Consider the following 20,807-nt stretch of genomic DNA (forward strand, 5'->3'; position numbering starts at 1 on the left):
ATAAGATACTATGTAGTTGTAAAGTATAACTACTTTTAAGTATACAGAGGGGCAAATAAAATGAAAAAAGAAAAGAAACTTGCTTATGCAAGAAAAAGCACTTCCTTACTTGCTTGTCTTTTTCTAATGGCTACACTCGTTGCATGTGATAGTGAAATGAAATTATCACTAGTCGACGATAAGAAAACGACAATCGAATATGGAACAGAAGTAGATTTTGATTTATTATCAACACTGGTTACTTCTAACAAAAAAGACACCAATATTACATTTCAAAGTGATGTTGAATACAGTGAAGTTGGAATTTATGATATACAAGCATTGGGCTATCTTAAAGATTCTAATAATGATAATGCGGATGCTACATTAGATTTTACAATTAAGATTGAGGACACGGTCCTCCCTACTCTAAAAATAAAGGATGCTAAGAAAACAAAAGAAGTAGAGTATGGTTCCACCATAAATATCAAATCATATATTGATGAAGCATATGATAAAGTTGGTGAAGAAAAAAAGCCAATCGAAGAAAATGAAGTACTTTCAAAAGATAAGTATGAGGAACGGCTTACAGAAACGAAAACCGCAAAAGAAAAAATAAATAAACGAAAAGTTGGAAAAGTAGTGGTTTCTTCAGAAGAAACCAAAGCTGAAAATATGCAATTAAGTGCAAAAGCAAATTATTTACTAGCAACTCATGATATTGATACTTCTAAACCTGGTGAATATGAAATTAAAGTTGTAGCAGTAGACAGTAATTATAATGTTTCTGACATTGCTAATATTAAAGTTAAAGTTTTAGAAGAAGGTAAAAAAGCCGAAAACACAGATGGCTCTAGTGATGACAGTAATACTACTAATTCATCTGCAGATAATGGTTCATCTGGTAATGATGGAACTGCTAGCAATTCTGGTGATTCTAGCAATAGTGGATCAGGTAGTAGTTCTGGCAGTACTGGAGGTAGTGGCGGAAATAGTAATAGTGGCGGTTCTACTGGTACTGGTGGGGGTCAATCTGGCGGAAACAGTGGTGGTAATGTATGCTCACAAACTGTTGTGTCAAGTTCACGACCTGAGCAATATTTAGAACTCTATCGACTGGTTCCTTGTGATCCAAGTATTGTGGAACCAGGAAAAAGTAATGCCTATAAATCAACACAAGACGGAATTTCAGGTGTGGTAAATGAGTTTCACTTTAGCACAGATTTCCAAGACAATGGTTGGGTAGCATCTGGTAGTGTCTATGAACTTTATAACAACGCAGGTCAAATTGTAGGTTATGGTGGTTATGTGGAAATTGTTGACAGGAATGGAACCATTATTGGAAAACTTGTTATTGGCGATAATACAAAACCAAGAATATGGAAGTACAAAAGCAACGTTATTGTTGGCTGGAGATAGCAAAAGAAAACTGTAGTATTGTAGATTCTCATCTACTTACTACAGTTCTTTTTATATTTGTTTACCTTTTAACGTCCAAGTTTTTGCTTCTAAAATTTCAACTTCAACAATATCTCCAGGGTTCAACTTTTTATCAGTTACAAAATTAACAAGTTTATTTTGTTCAGTATAACCACTATAAACTTCTTTATTCTTTTTACTAGGACCATCTACTAATACTTTGCAAACCATTCCTTCATATTTTACGTTTTGCTGACGAGCATAACCATTGGTTTTCTCCATCAAGCGATTTAATCGATCTTGCTTTACTTCCATTGCTACATTATCTTTCATTTTAGCAGCTGGAGTCCCCTCTCTTGGAGAGTAAATAAACGTAAAGGCATTATCAAACTGACAATAATCCACAATATCTAGCGTTCTTTGGAACTGTTCCTCTGTTTCATTTGGGAATCCTACGATAATATCCGTTGAGAATGCACAGTTTTTAACTTTTGCTTTTAATTTATCAAACGTTTCTTTGTAGTCCTCAACCGTATAACGACGTCCCATAATCTTCAACATATCATTATCTCCAGATTGCACTGGTAAATGAATAAATGGCATTATATTGTCATACTTTGCAATTGCATCAACCATTGCATCACTGAAATCCCAAGGATGTGATGTAGTAAAACGAATTCGTTCAATCCCTGTCTTTGCTACTTCTTCTAATAAGTGAGCAAATCCACCATCTAGTCCTAAGTCTTTTCCATAAGAGTTTACATTTTGTCCAAGCAATGTAATTTCTTTGAAATTACTGTCCTGTAACTCTTTTACTTCTTCCAATATATCTTCTACTGTACGTGAACGTTCTTTCCCTCTCGTATAAGGAACAATACAATACGTACAGAATTTATCACAACCATACATAATGTTTACCCATGCTTTATGAGTACCAAAACGCTTCACAGGTAAATTTTCAATAACATCTCCTTCTTTTGAGAATACTTCAATTGTTCTTTCTTTGTTCATCATTGCCTGATATAACAATTGTGGTAAACGATGAATATTATGAGTACCAAACACTAAGTCTACATGAGGATACTTTTCAAGGATAATCGAAATGATTTCTTCTTCCTGAGCCATACATCCACACATTGCAAACATTAAATCAGGATTGGTTTTCTTCAAACGTTTTAAAGATCCTAATTCACCCAATACTTTATCTTCCGCATTCTTTCTTACTGCACATGTATTCAGAATAATTAAATCTGCCTCTTCAGGAGTATTCACTTGTGTAAACTGTAAGGTTTCTAAAATACCTGCAATTGTTTCTCCATCACGTTCATTCGCCTGACAGCCATAAGTACGCAAGTAAAAGGAGCGATCAACTCCAAGGTTTTTCACTTCATGTGGTATTTCAAACAGTTCTTTTTCAATATTACTTCTTGCCTTTGTGCGTCGCTGTGCAACTTTTAAACTAGGCAGTACAAATTCTTCTTTTTTCATATAACCTCACATTCTATTTGAACAAGAAAATGATTTCTAAGAAATCATATTAAATACAAAGATTTAATACCAGGTACCTCTCTTGCAGCCCTGTAAGATTATTCTCTTCTTTATCTTTCCTGATGCAAGGTGTTACGATAAAGACTTCAAATATATCCTACTCCATTGGCACACAATGAAATTCCATCTACAATACCGACCAGACATCTTCCATTAGTGACTGCATTAATATTGTAGTTCCATTTTGTGCTTACTTATTTATTAACATTTTTTTCTTTTTATCCTAATATTTTTATATTTTTATAGAACTTTCCTAATTAATAAAAAAACCAAGCTAGGCTCGGTTTATTGTGTAATAGCTTCCGTAGGGCAAGTTCCTAAACATGCTCCACAATCTATACATGTTGCATCATCCACAACTGCTTTACCTTCATCATTCATTGACAAAGCTTCAACAGGACAAGATCCAACACACGCTCCACACCCAATACAAGTATCTAAATTAACCTTAACTGGCATTGTAAGTCCTCCTTTATGACATGTTTATTATATCACATTCACACTCACTTTCAACCTTATTTAAAACAGTGCAGGAGTTAGTTTTGGTTTATTTATTTTCAACTTTACTGTCGCAATATAAACAGCGATAAATTCTATCTTCTGGATTCGCAAGATAGAAAATATTATCTAAATCTTGTTCAACTGATGTAATACAACGTGGATTTTTACATCGCTCAACATTTGTAATTTGCTTTGGCATATCTAACTTCTGTTTTTCAATTGTTTTTCCATCACGAATGATGCTAACCGTAATATTTGGATCTAAGTATCCAAGTACATCTAAGTCTACTTTAAAATCATTATCAATTTTAAGGATATCTTTCTTTCCCATCTTATTACTTTTTACATTCTTTATAATTGCAATTGTACAATCCAAATCATCCAAACCTAGTGCATCATAAAGTCGCATTGCTGTTCCAGCTGTAATATGGTCTAATACAATTCCATTTTTTATACTATCTATATTCATGATTACGCTCCTTTATCCAAACCTAGCATTTTTAAGATCAAAGCCATACGTACATATTTTCCATTCAATACCTGTTCAAAGTAACAAGCTCTTGGATCATCATCAATTTCTACAGAAATCTCATTTACACGAGGCAATGGGTGAAGAATTGATAAATCTGGTTTTGAATGTTCAATCTTTTTCAAATCTAAGATATAAGTATCTTTTAAACGAATATAGTCTTGTTCATTAAAGAATCTCTCTCTTTGAACTCTTGTCATATAAATAACATCAAGTTCAGAAATTACATCTTCAATTTTTTCTACTTCTTTATATGGTAAATTCTTACGATTTAATACATCACTTTTTAAATATTCAGGAATTTGTAATTCTCTTGGTGAGATAAATACAAAGTTAATGTTTTCATAACGTGACATTGCTTTTAATAATGAATGCACCGTTCTACCAAACTTTAAGTCACCACAGAAACCAATCGTCAGATTATCCAAACGACCTTTTTCTCGATGAATTGTCAGTAAATCCGTTAATGTTTGCGTAGGATGGTTATGGCCTCCATCACCTGCATTAATAATTGGAACCGTTGCTCTACTAGTTGCTACCAGTGGAGCACCTTCTTTTGGATGACGCATAGCAATAATATCGCTGTAACAAGATACAGTTTGTACGGTATCACTCACACTTTCACCTTTCGCTGCACTTGATGAACTTGATTCAGAGAAACCCAATACGTTTCCTCCAAGTTCCAACATTGCTGCTTCAAATGATAATCGAGTTCTGGTACTTGGTTCAAAAAACAAAGTTGCCAATGTCTTATTCTTGCAAGTATCATAATAATCTTCTTTATTCGCAATAATTCTTTCTGCTAAATCTAGAATGTCTTGAGTTTCTGAAACAGTTAAGTCACCTGGATCAATTAAATTACGAATCGTTGTTTTCATTTTTTACCTCTTATCTTTATAAATTTAAATCTTCCTCATCTATTATATATCGAACTGCATCAATTGAAAATATATAACTAATTAAATTTTCAATTGAATGTGCAAAAAGCACGACAGTGCGTGCTTTTCATAATTATTTTTGTGATACTGATGGTTGTTGTTGTGTAATACAGTGAATATTACCTCCACCAAGTAGAATTTCACGTGCGTAGATTCCAACGATTTTACGATCTGGGAATACACTTTGTAAAGTGTCAATCGCATTACGATCATTAGGGTCGTCAAATAAGGGCAGTACAATTCCACCATTTGCGATATAGAAGTTTGCATAAGAAGCCGCAAGACGGTCTCCTTCCATTCTTGGTAATGTACCATCAACTGCATCTACCCCTTCACTTTCTTCTTGTGTGATTAGGATATTTGCAGGTAACATTAGTTTTACTACTTCTAAATTTCTACCTTTTGCATCTTTTTCTGTCGTTAAAATCTCATATGCTTTCTGACAAATTTCATATTGTGGATCTTCTTTATCATCCGTCCAAGCCAATACAACTTTTCCTGGTGCTACGTAATGTAAGATGTTGTCCACATGTCCATTTGTTTCATCATTATAAATTCCATAAGGAATCCAGATAATTTTTTCTAAATTTAAGTGTTCTTTTAATACTTCTTCAATTTCTTCTTTTGATAAGTCAGGATTTCTTCCTTCACTCAATAAACATTCTTCAGTAACAATTAGTGTTCCTTCTCCATCAACGTGAATAGAACCACCTTCTAATACAAAGTCATCTAGACGATAACGGTCTTTTCTTTCAATGTCACACATCTTCATTGCAACATGGTCATCTTTATCCCATGGGAAGTATAATCCATCAACCAGACCACCCCATGCATTGAATGCCCAGTCAACACCACGTACTTCATCACCATTGATAACAAATGTAGCCCCACAGTCACGCATCCAAGAATCATCATTGCTCATTTCCACAACTCTGATATGTGGTGGTAGCATTGCTCTTGCATGGTCATATTGGTCATTGCTTACACACATTGTCACTGGTTCAAATTCAGCGATTGCTTCAGCCACTTGAATAAATACTTTTTGCGCTGGTTTCCCTCCAAGTCTCCAGTTATCTGGACGTTGAGGCCAGATCATCCAACATCCATCATGGTTTTCAAATTCTCCTGGCATGCGGAATCCATCTTTTTTTGGTGTACTGTTAAGTGTTTTCATTTTGTTCCTCCATTGTAACCTCGCCTTTATTTTGGCGACATATAAATTCACCTATGATAATAAATATGACAGCCCCTATGGTAATCGGCAGTGTTGCTTCCAGTGTCGCACTATCAAACGATAATGGAACAGCTGTAAAAATAAGTGACACAATGATAACTACCATTGGACATAATGCTAAAATCTTTAAGAATAAATCGCTTCCCTTTACTTTGAATGGTCTAGGTGTATCTGGATCAATCTTACGTAGCTTTAAGAATGCTGGGAAGATTGGAATATAAGATAATAAGAACATTACTAAGTTAAGAGCAAAGAAACTCCAGAATAAATCTTGGTTTGGAATAATTGGTGCAATTAACACAACTACGCTAGCAACAATTCCATTCATCAAAGCTGCCCCTGTTGGCATTTGATTTTTCTTTGATTCATGTTTGAATACTTTTGGCATATCACCATTTTTTGCTGCATAAGATGCAACACTATTTACTCCTAATGACCAAGAAATCATGTTTCCAAATAATGTTAGCAAGAATAGTACTGCTGATACTTTTACTAATAACCCTGTAGGTTCATTCGTCATTAAGATAATCGCATCGACTAATCCACTACTTGTACTAATATCTGCAGTCGGTATTGCTACACCAATTCCAAACGCTGAGAACATGTAGATTCCTGCAATAACAAGACCTCCAATAATAATTGCTTTTGGAATTTGTTTGCTTGGATTTTCCATATCACCTGATAATGTACAGATAACTTCAAATCCTAACATATTAAATAAGATTACGGATACGTAAGATAAACTATCCAAATCAAAGGATGGGAGAATTGATGAAACCGTAATTTCATTTGCTACTCCTTGCGTAAGCGCTACATAGATTCCAAGTCCTCCTAATAGAAGTGCCAAGAATACTTTTATAACAGCTGCACCGTTTAAAATCCATACCGAATCTGATACTGGATAAAAACTGATAAATACTATAATCCAAATAAATGCTAGTTCAATTAATAAGGCAGGAATCGTTCCTATTTCTGCCCCAGTAATCAAGGTAATCATATCTGGGAATACAACAGCTAATGAAGCCATCCATAATGGAAAGTTAATCCAGTAATACCAAGATGCTCTACTTCCCATTCTTGAGCCAAAAGCTTTTCTAACCCAGTCGTATAATCCCCCTTCACCATCATACGTTGTTCCTAATTCTGAAGAGATCAACCCATATGGTAATAAGAAGATCAACATTAATAAGATCCACCAGAAATACTGCGAGTTCCCTATTGCTGCAACGGGTGCAGCTGCTTCCGCAACGAATACAACACAGATTACTAATAGGATGGCATCTATCATTCTAAATTTTTTCTTTTTTGACATTTATAGTGCCCCTTTCATTATGGTTACATGTGGATTGTTGTTCCACTCTCACCTTTCATTGCCAATGGTGCTTTTTCAAGAGATGCAATAATTGCTTTTCTTCCTTTACCACTGCTAGCAAACTGCATTGCTGCCTCTACTTTCGGCGACATACTACCAGGTGCAAAATGTCCTTCTTTTGCATATTGTTTCGCTTCTTCCACACTCATTTCTTCTAATGCTTGTTGGTTTTCCTTTCCAAAGTTAATTGCCACACGATCAACTGCAGTTAATATAAACAGATAGTCTGCTCCTATTTCCTGTGCTAGTTTCGCTGATGCAAAATCTTTATCAATAACTGCAGGTACACCTTCGTAATCACCATCATCGTTGATGTAGACAGGAATTCCCCCTCCTCCACATGCAATAACGATGTACTCATTATCTAGTAAGTTTAAGATTGATGCCTTTTCTGCGATATCGATTGGCTTTGGTGAAGCAACAACCTGACGAAATCCTCTTCCAGAATCCTCTACATAGTGGAAGTTAATATCTTCTTTCGCCATTTCTTCAATTTTTTCTTTACTATAGAATGCTCCAATTGGTTTATTTGGATTTTGAAACGCTGAATCTTCTTTATCCACTACAACCTGTGTAACCACTGTTGCCACATTCCAAGGCATTCCTTGTTTTCTTAGTTCTTTTTTAATTCCTTTTTGTAAGTGATACCCAATGTATCCTTGTGACATTGCAGTACATTCCATTAACTGTAAAGGTACTACTTTATCACTTTGTTGTGATGCCAGATCAAATGCAAGGTTAATCATCCCTACCTGTGGTCCATTCCCATGACTTATTATAATTTCATGTCCCTGAGCAATTAAACCAATTAATGAAGGAGTTGCTGCATCAATCATTTCTTGTTGTTCTTTAGGATTGTTTCCTAATGCATTTCCTCCTAAAGCTATTACGATTCTTGACATAAGTATCTCCTTATTTTAGATATTCAAGACGTTCTTCCATGAAAGCATCTAGTTCTTCTTTCGCTTCCATTTTTTGTAGTTCTGTTGGTTCTTTCTTATATCTAGTAAAGTAAACCAATAAACCACGCATTGCCGTTAAACGGTTTCCAGCTTCTTCAAATGCTACTGAGATATCACTATCTAATACTTCATCAGTAACATCTTCTCCACGTGTTGCTGGCAAACAGTGCATGAATTTAGCTCCTAAGTTCGCCATTTGCATTAAATCACGGTTTACCTGGTAATCGTGGAATACACGTTTACGTTCTTCTTCTGGCATTTCATCTTCATATAATCCATACCAAACATCTGTATATACAAAGTCAGCACCAGTCATAGCAGATACTTTGTCATCAGTTACATCCCATGTACCACCAGATATTTTACAGTTTGCTTCCATAATCGCTTTATGATCAGCATTTAGTTGATGTGTCTTTGGTCCATAGTGTACAAAGTTCATTCCTAGTTTTGTAGTTATAAATCCTAGAGAAGCACACACTTGAGTACCATCACCTACGAATACTACTTTACAGTCTTCTAATTTTTTTCCTTTTGGTAAGTTTTCTACAATTGTACATAAGTCACCAATTTCTTGTGTCGGATGATTATAGTCTGACATCCCATTTAATACTGGGATTGTGCTAACACTAGCGAATTTCACTACTGTATCATGTTCAATTACTCTAGCCATTACAATATCAATTAGGTTTGATAATACTCTACCAGTATCTTCAATTGTTTCATGTCCACCCAGTTGAATCATTCCAGGTCCTAAGTACTGTGCATGTCCACCCAATTGTGTCATTGCTGTTTCAAATGAAACTCTTGTACGTGTTGATGATTGTTGGAAGATCATTCCTAATGTCTTATCTTTCAACAATGGAGGATAGTAACCATTGTTGATGCATTTCTTTAATTTCAAAGAAAGATCAATGATGTCTAATAGTTCCTCTTTTGTAAAATCATTTGTGTCAATAAAGTGTCTTAATTCCATAACTTTTCTCCTTTTCCATTCACTTGTTATGTAAATATGTAATTGTGAAAGCGTAACATATGTAGTTATTAAACTTTATTCAGTTGTTAGAAACCACATACGTCAGTTGTAATTATGTTTTTACGAAGGAATGTCCAATTCAATGACATTAATTTTTGAATAAGATCAATTGCCCTACACATGTTACGTCTTTGACATCTTCAACTTACTACTTAATGTAAGGGGTTACATTAGGAAAAAGGTTATAATTTGGTTATATTTTCTCTATAACTAAAGTTATGTTTTATCTAAACCTTTGGTTTATGATATACTTTTCTTTGACACTAATTTTATGATTTGCCATGATTTGTGTAAGGGGTTACAAGGAGAACGTTATGGATACACTCAATACTCTATTATTTATATTCAGTGTTGTACTTATACTGATTCCAGTATTTTCATCAGGTGCATCCTTACTGACATATATCAAAACAAAAGAAAAGGTCTTCCTCTATGCAACATTGTTGCTGATGACCTTTATCTGTGACTTAACATTTCTACATTATATTGATTTCTATCACTCCTCTACTACTGTGCTTCCTGATACGTTTATCAGTTTTGCACCATTTAAAATATTATTATTCTCAATTATGCTGATATTAAATATGTTAATTGTCTTACATATCTTTAAGAAAGAAGTAAAAGCAAAGTATTTCTTATTTATACCTATCTTTGTAGCAATTGAAGTAATCTTAAAAGTTATGCCAGAAAACAATCTGATGATATGGATGTTTTATACAACCAGACAAGTCTTTTCAATTATTGTATTACTATTTTTCTATTATTCTTATGTACGATGTACAAACGCAAATATTAAAAAAGTAGCGAAGAAGTTTGTAGGAGTAATTGGAATTCTAATTCTATTGAATCTAATTATTGTAATCGAAGATGCATTGGTATCTTCTCAACAGGAAGCATTCTCTACTTCAGGTTTAATATTTAAGGAACGTAACTTTACGGAAAATTTGTACTGGATGGTAGTTACTATACTGATCTTCAGCAATACCCTTCCTGTAATTCGTCAGTTAGAAATACCAACTATGTCTAAGTCAGAACGTATATCACAAGATATACAAGCCTTTACGACTTCGATACAGCTTACCAGACGCGAATTAGAGATATTCCACCTCATTATCTAGCACACTGGAAATAGTGAGATAGCAGAGCAGTTATGCATCTCAAGTGGAACATTAAAAGCACACATTCATAATATTTATGCAAAGGCTGATGTCAGTCATCGTAATGAACTAATAAAAAAGGCAAGTGAATACTCAGTTCCTGAAGATACAATAGTCAATGAAATATAAAAAGGATGATTCTTTATTGAATCATCCTTTGCTTTCTTCTGGTCGAATCTGAATTCTTGAAATATTTGTAGCACATTTGTTTTCTGTATCAATATCAATTAATACAGCTGAGAAGATACCTTCTCCTTCAGCGACAGTAAAGCGTGTTTTCTCATTTGTTAAGAAACGAATAGTAACTTCTTCCACATCACGACCAATGATGCTGTCATAAGCTCCACACATTCCGACATCGCTAATAAATGCACATTTACCAATAATTCTTTCATCTGCCGTCTGTACATGTGTATGTGTACCAACAACTACCTGCAGTTTATCTTTAAAGACATTTGCAAATGCTGTTTTTTCACTAGTTGCTTCTCCATGTAAATCAACGAAATAAATATCCGCATCTACTTCATCCAATACTTCATTCATACAAGTAAAGGGAGATTCATCAACATTGTGCATAAACACTTCACACATTAGATTACAAACACAAACCTTAACCCCTCCAACATCAACAACTTTATAATATTGTCCATATCCTGTAGGTTCTAGATTCATAGGAACTATCATATTCTTAGCATCATCAATAAAATTGAAGATTGTATCTTTTGAATATGTATGGTTCCCCATTGTAATCACATCGACACCATAATTTAATAACTGATTGTAAATCTTATAGGTGATACCTTTTCCATGAGCAGAGTTTTCTCCATTCGCAATTACCAGATCAACATTATGTTGTTCCTTCAAACTTTGAACATGCTCGCCTACCATCTTTCTACCGACAGCACCAACAACATCACCAACGAATAATATTCTCATTATTTTGCTATTTCATTTGCCCGAGTTTCACGAATAACCGTTACTTTAATTTGTCCTGGGTATGTAAGTTCTGACTCGATTTTATCTTTCAATTCACGTGCCAACTTCATACAAGCGGGATCATCTAACTTATCTGGTGAAACAAAAACTCGAATCTCTCTTCCGGCTTGGATTGCATATGTACTTTCCACTCCATCGAAAGATTTTGATATCCTTTCTAAGTCCTCTAGACGTTTTATATAATTTTGCATCTGTTCTTTACGTGCACCAGGTCTTGCTGCACTTAATGTATCAGCTGCATATACTAAATTAGAAATTAAGTATTTTGCTTCTACTTCACCATGGTGAGATTGAATTGCATTTAATACAACTGGATCCTCTCCATGTTTCTTTGCAAATTTATATCCTAGTTCAACGTGACTTCCATCCACTTCATAGTCAATTGATTTCCCAATATCATGAAGCAATCCAGCACGTTTTGCTAATACTTGATTCAGTCCTAATTCAGCAGCCATCATACCAGTTAAGTATGCAACTTCCATTGAATGTTGAAGTGCATTTTGACCATAACTATAACGGTACTTCAATTTACCTACTAAACGAACCATATCTTTATCCATTTTACCAATTCCAAGTTTGAAGATAGCATCTTCTCCAGCTTTCATAATCGCTGTATCCATCTCTTTTTTGACTTTACGAACGACTTCTTCAATTCTTCCAGGTTGGATTCTTCCATCTTTAATCAAATTCTCCAGAGCTTGACGAGCAATCTCACGACGAATTGGATCAAAACATGAAAGTGTTATTACTTCTGGTGTATCATCAATATTTAAATCAACCCCAGTTGCTTGTTCAATCGCTTTAATATTACGACCTTCACGACCAATAATTCTTCCCTTCATTTCTTCTGAAGGTAATGTTACAACTGAAACCATACGGTCAGCTGCTTCATCTTGTGATAAACGTTGTACAGCTAATGCAATAATATTTTTCGCTTTATCATCTGCTGTATCTTTTGCATCATCTTCACGTTCTTTAATATACGATACTACTTCATTATCCATACGTTTTTCAACGATACTGAATAACTCATCTTTTGCCTGTTGGCTAGACATCGCTGCGATTCGTTCAAGTTCTTCAACCTGAGTATCAATGCGACGGTCCAATTCTTCTTCTTTCTTGTCCAATGCTGACAATTTTTCACTTAATTGCGTATTTTTCTTATCTACCTGTAATTCTTTATTCGTTAAAGTTTCATCTCTAAAATTAAGATTGTCTTCACGACGTAAAAGTTGGCTCTCCTTTTCCAGAAGTTCCTCATTACGCTTTTTTTCTTCTTTTTCTGCATTAAGTTTCATTTCATGAGCTTGTGTCTTACCTTCTAATACTGCTTGTTTAACAATATTGTCGGCTTTCGACTCAGCTTCCTGTATTGTAAGTTTTGCTTGATGTTTGCTTTTTGTAATTCCCATCTTACCGGCAATCACCATAATGGCAAGCCCGATAATAACACCAATAACACCAGACAAGAGGATTGTAGATATATCCATAATAAATCCTCCTCATGTTTCTAATCTTTTTATTACGAGTGTATCCAAAATACACCTATATATATAATACATAAAAAAGCACATTTTTTCAACGAAAATATCCTCGCTGAATCCCTTGCAAGCAAAAACAGTGATGAACATCACTGTTTCGTTTGTTTATTTTGCTTCAACTTCTTCTTTTGGTGCCTCTTCTGCTTCTTCTTCCACTGGAGGATGTAATTTTTCTTTTACCTTATCTCCAATTTCTTTTAGTAAGTCTGGATTGTCTTTCAAGAATGCTTTTGTCGTTTCTTTTCCTTGTCCAATCTTTTCACCGTTGTAAGAGAACCAAGCTCCACTCTTGTTTACGATGTCATAATCAACTGCTAAGTCCAATACTTCAGCAACATATGAAATACCTTCTCCATACATAATTTCAACTTGTGCAATCTTAAATGGAGGTGCTACCTTGTTTTTAACAATCTTAACATTAACTTTATTACCAACAACATCCGTACCAATCTTAATTGCTTCGCTACGACGAATATCAATACGTACTGATGAATAGAACTTCAACGCTCTACCTCCTGGTGTTGTTTCTGGGTTTCCAAACATAATTCCTACTTTTTCACGTAACTGGTTAATAAAGATTGCTGTACATTCACTCTTGTTCATAACTCCAGATAACTTACGCATTGCTTTTGACATCAAACGAGCTTGTAACCCTACCTGAGAGTCTCCCATTTCACCATCTAATTCTGCTTGTGGAACAAGTGCAGCAACTGAATCGACTACTACTAAGTCAATTGCACCACTGCGAATCAACATTTCAGTAATTTCTAATGCTTGTTCTCCAGAATCTGGTTGCGATAAAATTAGTTCTTCAATATCAACACCTAAGTTTTTCGCATATAGTGGATCAATCGCGTTTTCCGCATCAATAAATGCAGCTCTTCCACCACTTTTTTGCACTTCCGCAATCGCATGTAATGCAAGAGTAGTTTTCCCACTTGATTCAGGACCATATACTTCAATGATTCTTCCTCTAGGGTATCCACCAATACCTAATGCTTCATCAACCTTGATACTTCCAGAACTGATTGCATCAATTGCAACAGCACTACGATCACCAAGTTTCATGATTGCTTCTTTACCAAATTGTTTTCTTATCGCGCCTAACGCATCTTCTAATAAAGCATCTTTTTTGTCAGCTGCTTTGTCATTTACTTTTTTTTCTGCCATAATTTCCTCCTCTATTATTATTCGCAAAATTACAGATATATCCTATTTATTAAGTCGTTCTAATACTTTTTCCTTTAAATATTCACACACCTGTTCTCTGATTTCATTTCGCGATCCCTTAAAAATCATTTCATATGTCGTGACTTCCTCTTTTACTAGAACACCCATATATACTAAACCTACAGGTTTGCCATCCATTACATCTGGACCAGCATTCCCACTACAAGAAACTACGATATCACTTGTGAACATCTTTTTCCCTTGTACTGCCATCGCGTGCGCACACTGTTTTGAAATCACACCATACTCAGCGATTAACTTTTTATCTACATGTAATACATCTTCTTTAATAACTGTCTGATAAGTAACCAGACTACCTTTTAATACTGAAGATGCACCTGCAACACCACTAACAAGAGCAGCAAACATACCACCAGTTAAACTTTCGATACTGGCAATTGTCAGATTTTCTTCTTTTAGTCTTGCCACTAATTCTTTCATTATTTACTCTCCATAATATATTGTTTACATTGTTGAAAATAAACAATACCACTATAAGCAGAAATAATTGCTGATATCCATACTAACCATTCTCCCACTTCAAGTCCAAAGAAAGCGAATGGAATATCATTCAATAATACAACGATAATTGTTACCATTTGAAGTACTGTCTTTAACTTTCCCCAGATTCCTGCAGCAACAACAACACCTTTTTGTGCTGCCATCATCCGCATCGCATCAACAATCGTATCACGCCATATCATGAATAAAACTGGTACGATAGAAACCGTACCAGATACAGCTAATAATATAAAAACTGTATTTACTAACAACTTATCTGCAATTGGATCAATAAACTTTCCAAATGATGTAATCATTTTATATTTTCTTGCGATGTATCCATCAAGAAAATCCGTAAATGAAGCAACTGCAAATATAATTAATGTAATAACTTGCGTTCCTGGTAATACTATATCACCAATAGTCCATGTAAACATTGTGATTCCATAATCTGTGAATGGAAACATATATACAAAGACAATTACAGGAACTAACAATACTCTGAAGATAGACAATTTATTAGGTAAATTCATGACTATTGTCCCTTCAACGTAAATGTGATTAAAAAGTTTTGAGCTTCATACGTTGATGTAGCAAGTTCCTTATCCAATGTAATTTCTTGCCCATTAATTGTAATCTTCATATTATTATATGAGAATTTTCCAACTGTTAATGTATAAGTAGTACCTAAAGTTGCAGTTCCATCATATTCAAATGGATTTTGGCTAGTAGCAGTTGTCTGATAAATATATTCTCCACTAACAACAGATAAACCAAACCAACTTTGTAATGTATCATCACTAATCGTAATTTCAATCTTTAACGGATCTGCATCCTTTAATCCTTCAATTTCATAGTTTGTTGCATCTACTGTGTTTATAGTCAACGCACCTTCTGCCTTTTTATCATCATCACCATCTGTTTCTTTGTTGTCATCATCCGTATCCGTTTCTTTTTCTGGATCCGGTGTATTGTTATCTGTAACTACTGGATCTTTCGTTGTATCATCAGATGAACCACCAAACCCATTATTAACAACTACAAAAATCACTATTGCGACTACAATTGCAATAATTGCAATTAATGACAATAATGAAACATCTAATTTTGGTCGTTTACTAAATCGTGAAGACTGATTAGCATTCTGACGAATCGAGCCTCGATCCTTAACCGTCGCAACCGGTGGTTCCTTATAGTTTTCACTTTTGGGAACTTCTGGCTTACTCTTTTTTGCCTGAATGTTTTCTTCCATTTCTTCACGTTCTTTAATTGCTTTTAATGAAATAGTTTGGGTAAACTCATCAATACTGTCATCAAAGTTTTCCTTCACTTCATCAAACGGGATATCTAGTGCTTTGCAATATGCACGCACGTAAAAGCGAAGATATGTAATATCATCTTCGAAATATCCTATGTCCCCTGCTTCAATTGCTTTAATGTGACTAACTGGCATTTTTGTCATTTTTGCCACATCATTCACAGAGAGTTTTAATTCTTTTCTTTTAGCCGATAACTTCAATCCTATATCTTTCATTATGCACCTCATGTAAGACATACCATTATTATTATACCAATATTAAAATGGTTGTAAAACAAAAAAATGAAACAATTGTCTCATTTTCAATAAAAATAGTACATATAAGCCATGTTCTGTACCCTTTTTCAAGGGTGGCAACCATTTATCTACACAAATGTGTCCCTTTGTCACTTCAGTTCGTAACGCAGAGTTCCCCTACCAAATTTTGGGTTTCTCGCTTGTGGGGTTTACCCGTTCCATCTTTTATATTTCTATAAAAGCTCGTCTCTGTGGCACTTTTAAAGACTCCATTCATAGTTTCCCTTAGAATTTCATCAGCCGTTAGCTTACACTACCCAGACTTATCGTTTCGTCTGGCACAAACACTATAATCATCTCAGATTATGCGAGCATGGACTTTCCTCTACCTATATTATATATAAGCAGCGATTGCCTTGTACTATTTTTTAAATACTTCTTTTTCTAAGTTTGAAATTCTTTTTAATAAATCAACTTGATCTACACTTACTTGTTTATCACTTTCAAACTTAAGTTTTAATTCCAGTTCACTTATTCTAGAATTTAACTTGCGATTTTCATCCTCATATCTTTGTAAATGAGTTCCTAATTCTTCAATATAATTTTGATAACTCTCATAGTCTTCAATAATCATATCTAAAAACATATCAACTTCATGAGTAGCATAACCCTTTAAATCAATATGAAATTGTTTCTCTAAAATTTCTTTTACTTCTAAGTTATATTTTTGTACCATATCATCACCCACTTAAGTTTCGCAAATTATCTACAAAAAAGCAAGCGGAATAGTAAAAATTATGGAAATAATTGATTATATTGTAGTATAATATAGTCTAGGTGAATATATGATAAATTATCCAACAAAGAAAAAGACGAATACTAGCATGAATATTACTACGAAGTCCAACCAAAGAGGTATGGGCTTGGAGAAAGATATTAATGACAGTAATACCTTTTATCGAGAATGTAACAGAGCACTAATATATAAAAAACCTACACCTGTGCAGGTTGTACGTGTAGACTATCCAAAAAGAAGTAGTGCTAAAATCGTAGAAGGTTATTACAAAACCCCTAGTACAACGGACTACAATGGATTATATCGGGGAAAATATATTGATTTTGAAGCAAAAGAAACAAAATCAAAAGCATCGTTCACCTTCAAAAATATCCATGAACATCAAATCCAGCATTTGGAAGATGTACAAAAACATGGAGGTATTGCTTTTTTAATTATTAGATTTACACTCTATAATGAGACTTATCTAATAGATGCATCACATATTATTGATGCATATAAAGATCAAAAGCAAAAATCAATTCGATACGAAAAAGTAAAGGAGTGCGGATGTTTAATCTGTGAGTCATTCACACCAAGACTTAAATATCTGGATATTGTTGATAATTTGTATTTCAAGGAGGATTCTTATGGCTTTTAATTTAAAAAAGAAACAGTCAACTAATAAAAAGACGACTGATAAGCCCAAAACAAAAAAGAAAATAACACGCAGACATATCGTGAATTCGATTTGTATCGTTTTCTTATCATCTGTGTTGGTAGTTAGTTTAGTATGTTTTGTGTTACTACAGAATATATTAAGTAATTCAGGAGATGTGACAGGAGAACTTACTGCACAAGCTTCTACACGAATCTATGATAAAGATGGAGAACTTATAACCACTCTGGCAGGTAATGATGGAGTTCGTGAAAACAAAACATATGATCAAATGCCTCAAGTAGTAATTGATGCATTCCTGTCAATTGAGGATTCTAGATTCTTCAGCCATAATGGATTCGATTTACCACGTTTTATTAAATCTGGATACGAAAACGTCTTAGCTGGAGGGTTTGCACAAGGTGGTTCTACACTAACTATGCAGTTGGTAGATGTTACAATGTTCCAAGATTTTGATGGAACTACTGCATCAACTTCAGATAAGTTAGAACAGAAAGTTCTGGAAATTTTCAAATCAATGGAAATTGAAGATGAAATGTCAAAAGAAGAAATAATTGAAAATTATCTTAACCAGGTAAACTTTGGAGGCGCTGCTCGTGGTATCCAAAAAGGTGCTGAATACTACTTTGATAAGGATGTTGAACAGTTGAACTTAAGTGAAGCTGCATTCCTTGCAGGTGTTGTTAATGCTCCTGGTTACTATAATCCTTATTTGGATGTAACTACCAGTGAAGATGGTACCGTTACTGTGAATCACTATGACGAAGCTGTTGAACGTAGAGATGAAACACTTTACTTAATGAAATATCATGGATATATAACTCAGGAAGAATATGATTTGGCCATCTCTACGGAGTTAGCATTTACATTGTCTGGTGAAACTAGATTCTCTGTCGATGAATATTCAAGTTTTGTTCAATATGTTACAAGAGAAGTCCTCGAGAAGACGGGAATTGACCCTTATACAACATCAATGGACATTTATACTACAATGGATAGAAATGCGCAGGATTATGCAGATGCCATTTGTAATGAAACAGCAGAATATACACATAAAGAAGGAACATTTGCAATTAGTGAGCAATATAACGATCGTTACCAAGCTGCTTTTGCGGTTATCAATAAAGATGGTGGAATCGTTGCCCTTGGAAATGGTTTTGGTGCAGATGAGGATGAGAAGAAAGCTCGATCATGGAATGTAGATAAAGAGTTTGGTTCTACTGTAAAACCACTAATCGATTATGCACCTGCAGTTGAGGATTTAGGTTGGGCCTCTTCACATGTGGTCCCTGATGAACCAATGGAATATGCAACAAGCGTTATGTTTAATGCCGATAGAAAGTTCCATGGAGATATGGACTTACAAAAAGCACTAAACTACTCTTATAATGTACCAGCATACTATACATTAAGTCAGGTTGTTAATAAAATTGGTAATGATGGTGTTAAGGATTATCTGACAAAACTTGGATTTGATGAGGATGTTGTTAATGGTTATGATGATTCCACTCTTGCTTATTCGATTGGAGGAAGAGAATTTAAAGGTACTCCTTTAGAGTTGGCTTCTGCTTATCAGACACTAGCGAATAATGGTGAACATACGGATGTATATTCTGTTAGTAAGGTGGTATTCAAGGACGGATCTGATGATTATGTAGCAAGTCAAGAATCACAACGTGTTTACTCAGACGGAACATCTTGGATAATCAATCATTTATTATCAGGTGTTGTTGATTCTGCCATTACAGATGTTAGCTCTTTAACTAGTGCTGATTATCAAATTTATGGAAAATCTGGAACTACCCATTATGATGAAATTACTGCTGATGAATATGGTGCAGAATACAATGGAAGAGCAAAAGATAAATGGGTCGTTGGTTATACTGATGAATATATTGTAGCTAGTTGGGCTGGTTATGATGCAGCTAGTGGCTCTGAACGAAATTATCTTAACGAAGATGAGATAATTTATTGGAACCTTGCTGGTGATATTACCCGAACAATGCTCGATGTAGTTACAAACTATGGTGAAACTGCAAGCAAAACTGAAGCACCACAGTCAGACGAGGTTACAAGCATTACCCATGTAGCTGGTGTATTCCCATATGCAGCAGCCTCTGGAGACGTTTCAAGCGACTTGGTTGTTAATGGTTTCATTCTAAAGAAACACGCCACAACACTTGATACAATTTCTCCTGACCCACTTGAAGAACCTTCATCATTCACAATGTCACTAACAGGTAATAATTTAGAATTTACATTATCTGAATATCCAGACAAAGAGAAACTTAAAGTTGCTGAGAAGACGAAGACTGTAACTGTAGCTGGCGTCTCTGCATCGGTTACCAAAATATTTGATAAATCATTCTTATATGGTGCAGTAACATATCAAGTTGACATTGAGTTAAACGGAAATAAGCTTACTACAGTAAGTCCAGAAAATGGAAAAGGTACATTCTCTCAATGGGGTAAGGAACTTGAAAACGGTGATAAAGTCAAAGCATGTGGTTACTATAAATATGCGAATACAGATGAGAAAGAAACATCTCACCTATGTCAAGAACTTGTTGTCTCTGGTGTCGAAAAAACATATACAATAGATAATTCATTTAGTTTGCTGTTTGATGGAAACACAACAGCAGCTCAGGCAAAAACAAAAATTGACAGTTATATGAAATCAAATTATGAAGATGTAAAATACGAAATTATTGAAACATCATCTGTCAGCACTGGATCATTAGATACAGATAAGAGTACCCTTCAAGCAGGTACAAAAGTTGACACAAAAACGACTTACTATATTTATATAGGAAAATAGCAAAAGAAAAAGCAATGGATTTAAAAATCCATTGCTTTTT

The 20,807-nt window shown here is 34.5% G+C and carries 20 protein-coding genes and 1 other RNA gene; 5 read left to right on the forward strand and 16 right to left on the reverse strand.

Annotation, left to right across the window (positions count from 1 at the left end):
- Positions 1 to 60 precede the first annotated feature (60 nt).
- Entirely contained in the window at positions 61 to 1,398 is a 1,338-nt protein-coding gene (locus J2S15_RS01605) for a hypothetical protein (RefSeq protein WP_307404826.1), read from the forward strand.
- Positions 1,399 to 1,449: 51 nt separating this feature from the next.
- Here J2S15_RS01605 and miaB read toward each other — a convergent pair whose 3' ends face one another.
- From miaB to ptcA, 8 genes are all read right to left on the reverse strand, one after another.
- Entirely contained in the window at positions 1,450 to 2,886 is a 1,437-nt protein-coding gene (gene miaB / locus J2S15_RS01610; protein ID WP_307404828.1) for a tRNA (N6-isopentenyl adenosine(37)-C2)-methylthiotransferase MiaB, read from the reverse strand.
- 345 nt (positions 2,887 to 3,231) lie between these two features.
- A complete protein-coding gene (locus tag J2S15_RS01615) occupies positions 3,232 to 3,405 on the reverse strand; it encodes a 4Fe-4S binding protein (protein ID WP_307404830.1) in 174 nt (57 codons plus the stop codon).
- 88 nt (positions 3,406 to 3,493) lie between these two features.
- Complete coding sequence (locus J2S15_RS01620; protein ID WP_307404832.1) at positions 3,494 to 3,916, reverse strand: aspartate carbamoyltransferase regulatory subunit; 423 nt, start codon at positions 3,914 to 3,916, stop codon at positions 3,494 to 3,496.
- A gap of 2 nt (positions 3,917 to 3,918) precedes the next feature.
- A complete protein-coding gene (gene pyrB, locus J2S15_RS01625; protein WP_307404834.1) occupies positions 3,919 to 4,854 on the reverse strand; it encodes an aspartate carbamoyltransferase in 936 nt (311 codons plus the stop codon).
- A gap of 133 nt (positions 4,855 to 4,987) precedes the next feature.
- Positions 4,988 to 6,088, reverse strand: coding sequence for an agmatine deiminase (aguA, locus tag J2S15_RS01630; protein ID WP_307404836.1), 1,101 nt, complete (start codon positions 6,086 to 6,088; stop codon positions 4,988 to 4,990).
- A complete protein-coding gene (locus J2S15_RS01635; RefSeq protein WP_307404838.1) occupies positions 6,075 to 7,460 on the reverse strand; it encodes an APC family permease in 1,386 nt (461 codons plus the stop codon). The genes aguA and J2S15_RS01635 overlap by 14 nt, the downstream gene beginning before the upstream one ends.
- 23 nt (positions 7,461 to 7,483) lie before the next feature.
- Positions 7,484 to 8,422: a carbamate kinase gene (gene arcC, locus J2S15_RS01640; RefSeq protein ID WP_307404840.1), complete on the reverse strand. Its 939-nt coding sequence runs from the start codon at positions 8,420 to 8,422 to the stop codon at positions 7,484 to 7,486.
- Between the two features lie 10 nt (positions 8,423 to 8,432).
- A complete protein-coding gene (gene ptcA, locus J2S15_RS01645; RefSeq protein WP_307404842.1) occupies positions 8,433 to 9,455 on the reverse strand; it encodes a putrescine carbamoyltransferase in 1,023 nt (340 codons plus the stop codon).
- Between the two features lie 374 nt (positions 9,456 to 9,829).
- Between ptcA and J2S15_RS01650 the strand changes: the two genes are divergently transcribed.
- Both J2S15_RS01650 and J2S15_RS20290 read left to right on the forward strand, forming a co-directional pair.
- Positions 9,830 to 10,633 carry a hypothetical protein gene (locus tag J2S15_RS01650; RefSeq protein WP_307404844.1) on the forward strand — a complete coding sequence of 268 codons (804 nt, stop codon included), beginning with the start codon at positions 9,830 to 9,832 and terminating at the stop codon, positions 10,631 to 10,633.
- An 18-nt stretch (positions 10,634 to 10,651) separates the two neighbouring features.
- On the forward strand, positions 10,652 to 10,801 hold the full coding sequence (locus tag J2S15_RS20290) for a helix-turn-helix transcriptional regulator (RefSeq protein WP_370872479.1): 150 nt from the start codon (positions 10,652 to 10,654) through the stop codon (positions 10,799 to 10,801).
- A gap of 21 nt (positions 10,802 to 10,822) precedes the next feature.
- On the opposite strand, the gene J2S15_RS01655 is transcribed toward J2S15_RS20290, so the two are convergent.
- The 8 genes from J2S15_RS01655 to J2S15_RS01690 form a co-directional block, all read right to left on the reverse strand.
- Positions 10,823 to 11,608 carry a TIGR00282 family metallophosphoesterase gene (locus tag J2S15_RS01655; protein WP_307404846.1) on the reverse strand — a complete coding sequence of 262 codons (786 nt, stop codon included), beginning with the start codon at positions 11,606 to 11,608 and terminating at the stop codon, positions 10,823 to 10,825.
- Positions 11,608 to 13,158 carry a ribonuclease Y gene (gene rny / locus J2S15_RS01660; RefSeq protein WP_307404847.1) on the reverse strand — a complete coding sequence of 517 codons (1,551 nt, stop codon included), beginning with the start codon at positions 13,156 to 13,158 and terminating at the stop codon, positions 11,608 to 11,610. The genes J2S15_RS01655 and rny overlap by 1 nt, the downstream gene beginning before the upstream one ends.
- Before the next feature lie 156 nt (positions 13,159 to 13,314).
- Entirely contained in the window at positions 13,315 to 14,379 is a 1,065-nt protein-coding gene (recA, locus tag J2S15_RS01665) for a recombinase RecA (protein WP_307404849.1), read from the reverse strand.
- A gap of 42 nt (positions 14,380 to 14,421) precedes the next feature.
- The gene (locus tag J2S15_RS01670) at positions 14,422 to 14,880 is read right to left on the reverse strand and encodes a CinA family protein (RefSeq protein WP_307404851.1); all 459 of its coding nucleotides are present in this window, start codon (positions 14,878 to 14,880) and stop codon (positions 14,422 to 14,424) included.
- Complete coding sequence (gene pgsA, locus J2S15_RS01675; RefSeq protein WP_307404853.1) at positions 14,880 to 15,473, reverse strand: CDP-diacylglycerol--glycerol-3-phosphate 3-phosphatidyltransferase; 594 nt, start codon at positions 15,471 to 15,473, stop codon at positions 14,880 to 14,882. The genes J2S15_RS01670 and pgsA overlap by 1 nt, the downstream gene beginning before the upstream one ends.
- Before the next feature lie 2 nt (positions 15,474 to 15,475).
- The gene (locus J2S15_RS01680; RefSeq protein ID WP_307404855.1) at positions 15,476 to 16,474 is read right to left on the reverse strand and encodes a helix-turn-helix domain-containing protein; all 999 of its coding nucleotides are present in this window, start codon (positions 16,472 to 16,474) and stop codon (positions 15,476 to 15,478) included.
- A gap of 100 nt (positions 16,475 to 16,574) precedes the next feature.
- Positions 16,575 to 16,918: RNase P RNA component class B (gene rnpB / locus J2S15_RS01685), an RNA gene on the reverse strand.
- Positions 16,917 to 17,231 (reverse strand): DivIVA domain-containing protein, encoded by a 315-nt coding sequence (locus J2S15_RS01690; protein ID WP_307404857.1) that lies wholly within the window; start codon positions 17,229 to 17,231, stop codon positions 16,917 to 16,919. The genes rnpB and J2S15_RS01690 overlap by 2 nt, the downstream gene beginning before the upstream one ends.
- A 109-nt stretch (positions 17,232 to 17,340) precedes the next feature.
- On the opposite strand from J2S15_RS01690, the gene recU reads away from it, so the two are divergent.
- Entirely contained in the window at positions 17,341 to 17,931 is a 591-nt protein-coding gene (gene recU, locus J2S15_RS01695; protein ID WP_307404859.1) for a Holliday junction resolvase RecU, read from the forward strand.
- Positions 17,921 to 20,767 (forward strand): transglycosylase domain-containing protein, encoded by a 2,847-nt coding sequence (locus J2S15_RS01700; RefSeq protein WP_307404861.1) that lies wholly within the window; start codon positions 17,921 to 17,923, stop codon positions 20,765 to 20,767. Before recU ends, J2S15_RS01700 begins: the two co-directional genes overlap by 11 nt.
- The last annotated feature ends 40 nt before the right edge of the window (positions 20,768 to 20,807 follow it).

It is taken from the genome of Breznakia pachnodae (assembly GCF_030814225.1).
GTDB lineage: Bacteria > Bacillota_I > Bacilli_A > Erysipelotrichales > Erysipelotrichaceae > Breznakia > Breznakia pachnodae.

What these genes read in the sequence shown, in the direction of transcription:
- J2S15_RS01605 (WP_307404826.1), top strand. Translation starts at nt 61, where the DNA reads ATGAAAAAAGAAAAGAAACTTGCTTATGCAAGAAAAAGCACTTCCTTA.
- miaB (WP_307404828.1), bottom strand. Translation starts at nt 2,886, where the DNA reads ATGAAAAAAGAAGAATTTGTACTGCCTAGTTTAAAAGTTGCACAGCGA.
- J2S15_RS01615 (WP_307404830.1), bottom strand. Translation starts at nt 3,405, where the DNA reads ATGCCAGTTAAGGTTAATTTAGATACTTGTATTGGGTGTGGAGCGTGT.
- J2S15_RS01620 (WP_307404832.1), bottom strand. Translation starts at nt 3,916, where the DNA reads ATGAATATAGATAGTATAAAAAATGGAATTGTATTAGACCATATTACA.
- pyrB (WP_307404834.1), bottom strand. Translation starts at nt 4,854, where the DNA reads ATGAAAACAACGATTCGTAATTTAATTGATCCAGGTGACTTAACTGTT.
- aguA (WP_307404836.1), bottom strand. Translation starts at nt 6,088, where the DNA reads ATGAAAACACTTAACAGTACACCAAAAAAAGATGGATTCCGCATGCCA.
- J2S15_RS01635 (WP_307404838.1), bottom strand. Translation starts at nt 7,460, where the DNA reads ATGTCAAAAAAGAAAAAATTTAGAATGATAGATGCCATCCTATTAGTA.
- arcC (WP_307404840.1), bottom strand. Translation starts at nt 8,422, where the DNA reads ATGTCAAGAATCGTAATAGCTTTAGGAGGAAATGCATTAGGAAACAAT.
- ptcA (WP_307404842.1), bottom strand. Translation starts at nt 9,455, where the DNA reads ATGGAATTAAGACACTTTATTGACACAAATGATTTTACAAAAGAGGAA.
- J2S15_RS01650 (WP_307404844.1), top strand. Translation starts at nt 9,830, where the DNA reads ATGGATACACTCAATACTCTATTATTTATATTCAGTGTTGTACTTATA.
- J2S15_RS01655 (WP_307404846.1), bottom strand. Translation starts at nt 11,608, where the DNA reads ATGAGAATATTATTCGTTGGTGATGTTGTTGGTGCTGTCGGTAGAAAG.
- rny (WP_307404847.1), bottom strand. Translation starts at nt 13,158, where the DNA reads ATGGATATATCTACAATCCTCTTGTCTGGTGTTATTGGTGTTATTATC.
- recA (WP_307404849.1), bottom strand. Translation starts at nt 14,379, where the DNA reads ATGGCAGAAAAAAAAGTAAATGACAAAGCAGCTGACAAAAAAGATGCT.
- J2S15_RS01670 (WP_307404851.1), bottom strand. Translation starts at nt 14,880, where the DNA reads ATGAAAGAATTAGTGGCAAGACTAAAAGAAGAAAATCTGACAATTGCC.
- pgsA (WP_307404853.1), bottom strand. Translation starts at nt 15,473, where the DNA reads ATGAATTTACCTAATAAATTGTCTATCTTCAGAGTATTGTTAGTTCCT.
- J2S15_RS01680 (WP_307404855.1), bottom strand. Translation starts at nt 16,474, where the DNA reads ATGAAAGATATAGGATTGAAGTTATCGGCTAAAAGAAAAGAATTAAAA.
- J2S15_RS01690 (WP_307404857.1), bottom strand. Translation starts at nt 17,231, where the DNA reads ATGGTACAAAAATATAACTTAGAAGTAAAAGAAATTTTAGAGAAACAA.
- recU (WP_307404859.1), top strand. Translation starts at nt 17,341, where the DNA reads ATGATAAATTATCCAACAAAGAAAAAGACGAATACTAGCATGAATATT.
- J2S15_RS01700 (WP_307404861.1), top strand. Translation starts at nt 17,921, where the DNA reads ATGGCTTTTAATTTAAAAAAGAAACAGTCAACTAATAAAAAGACGACT.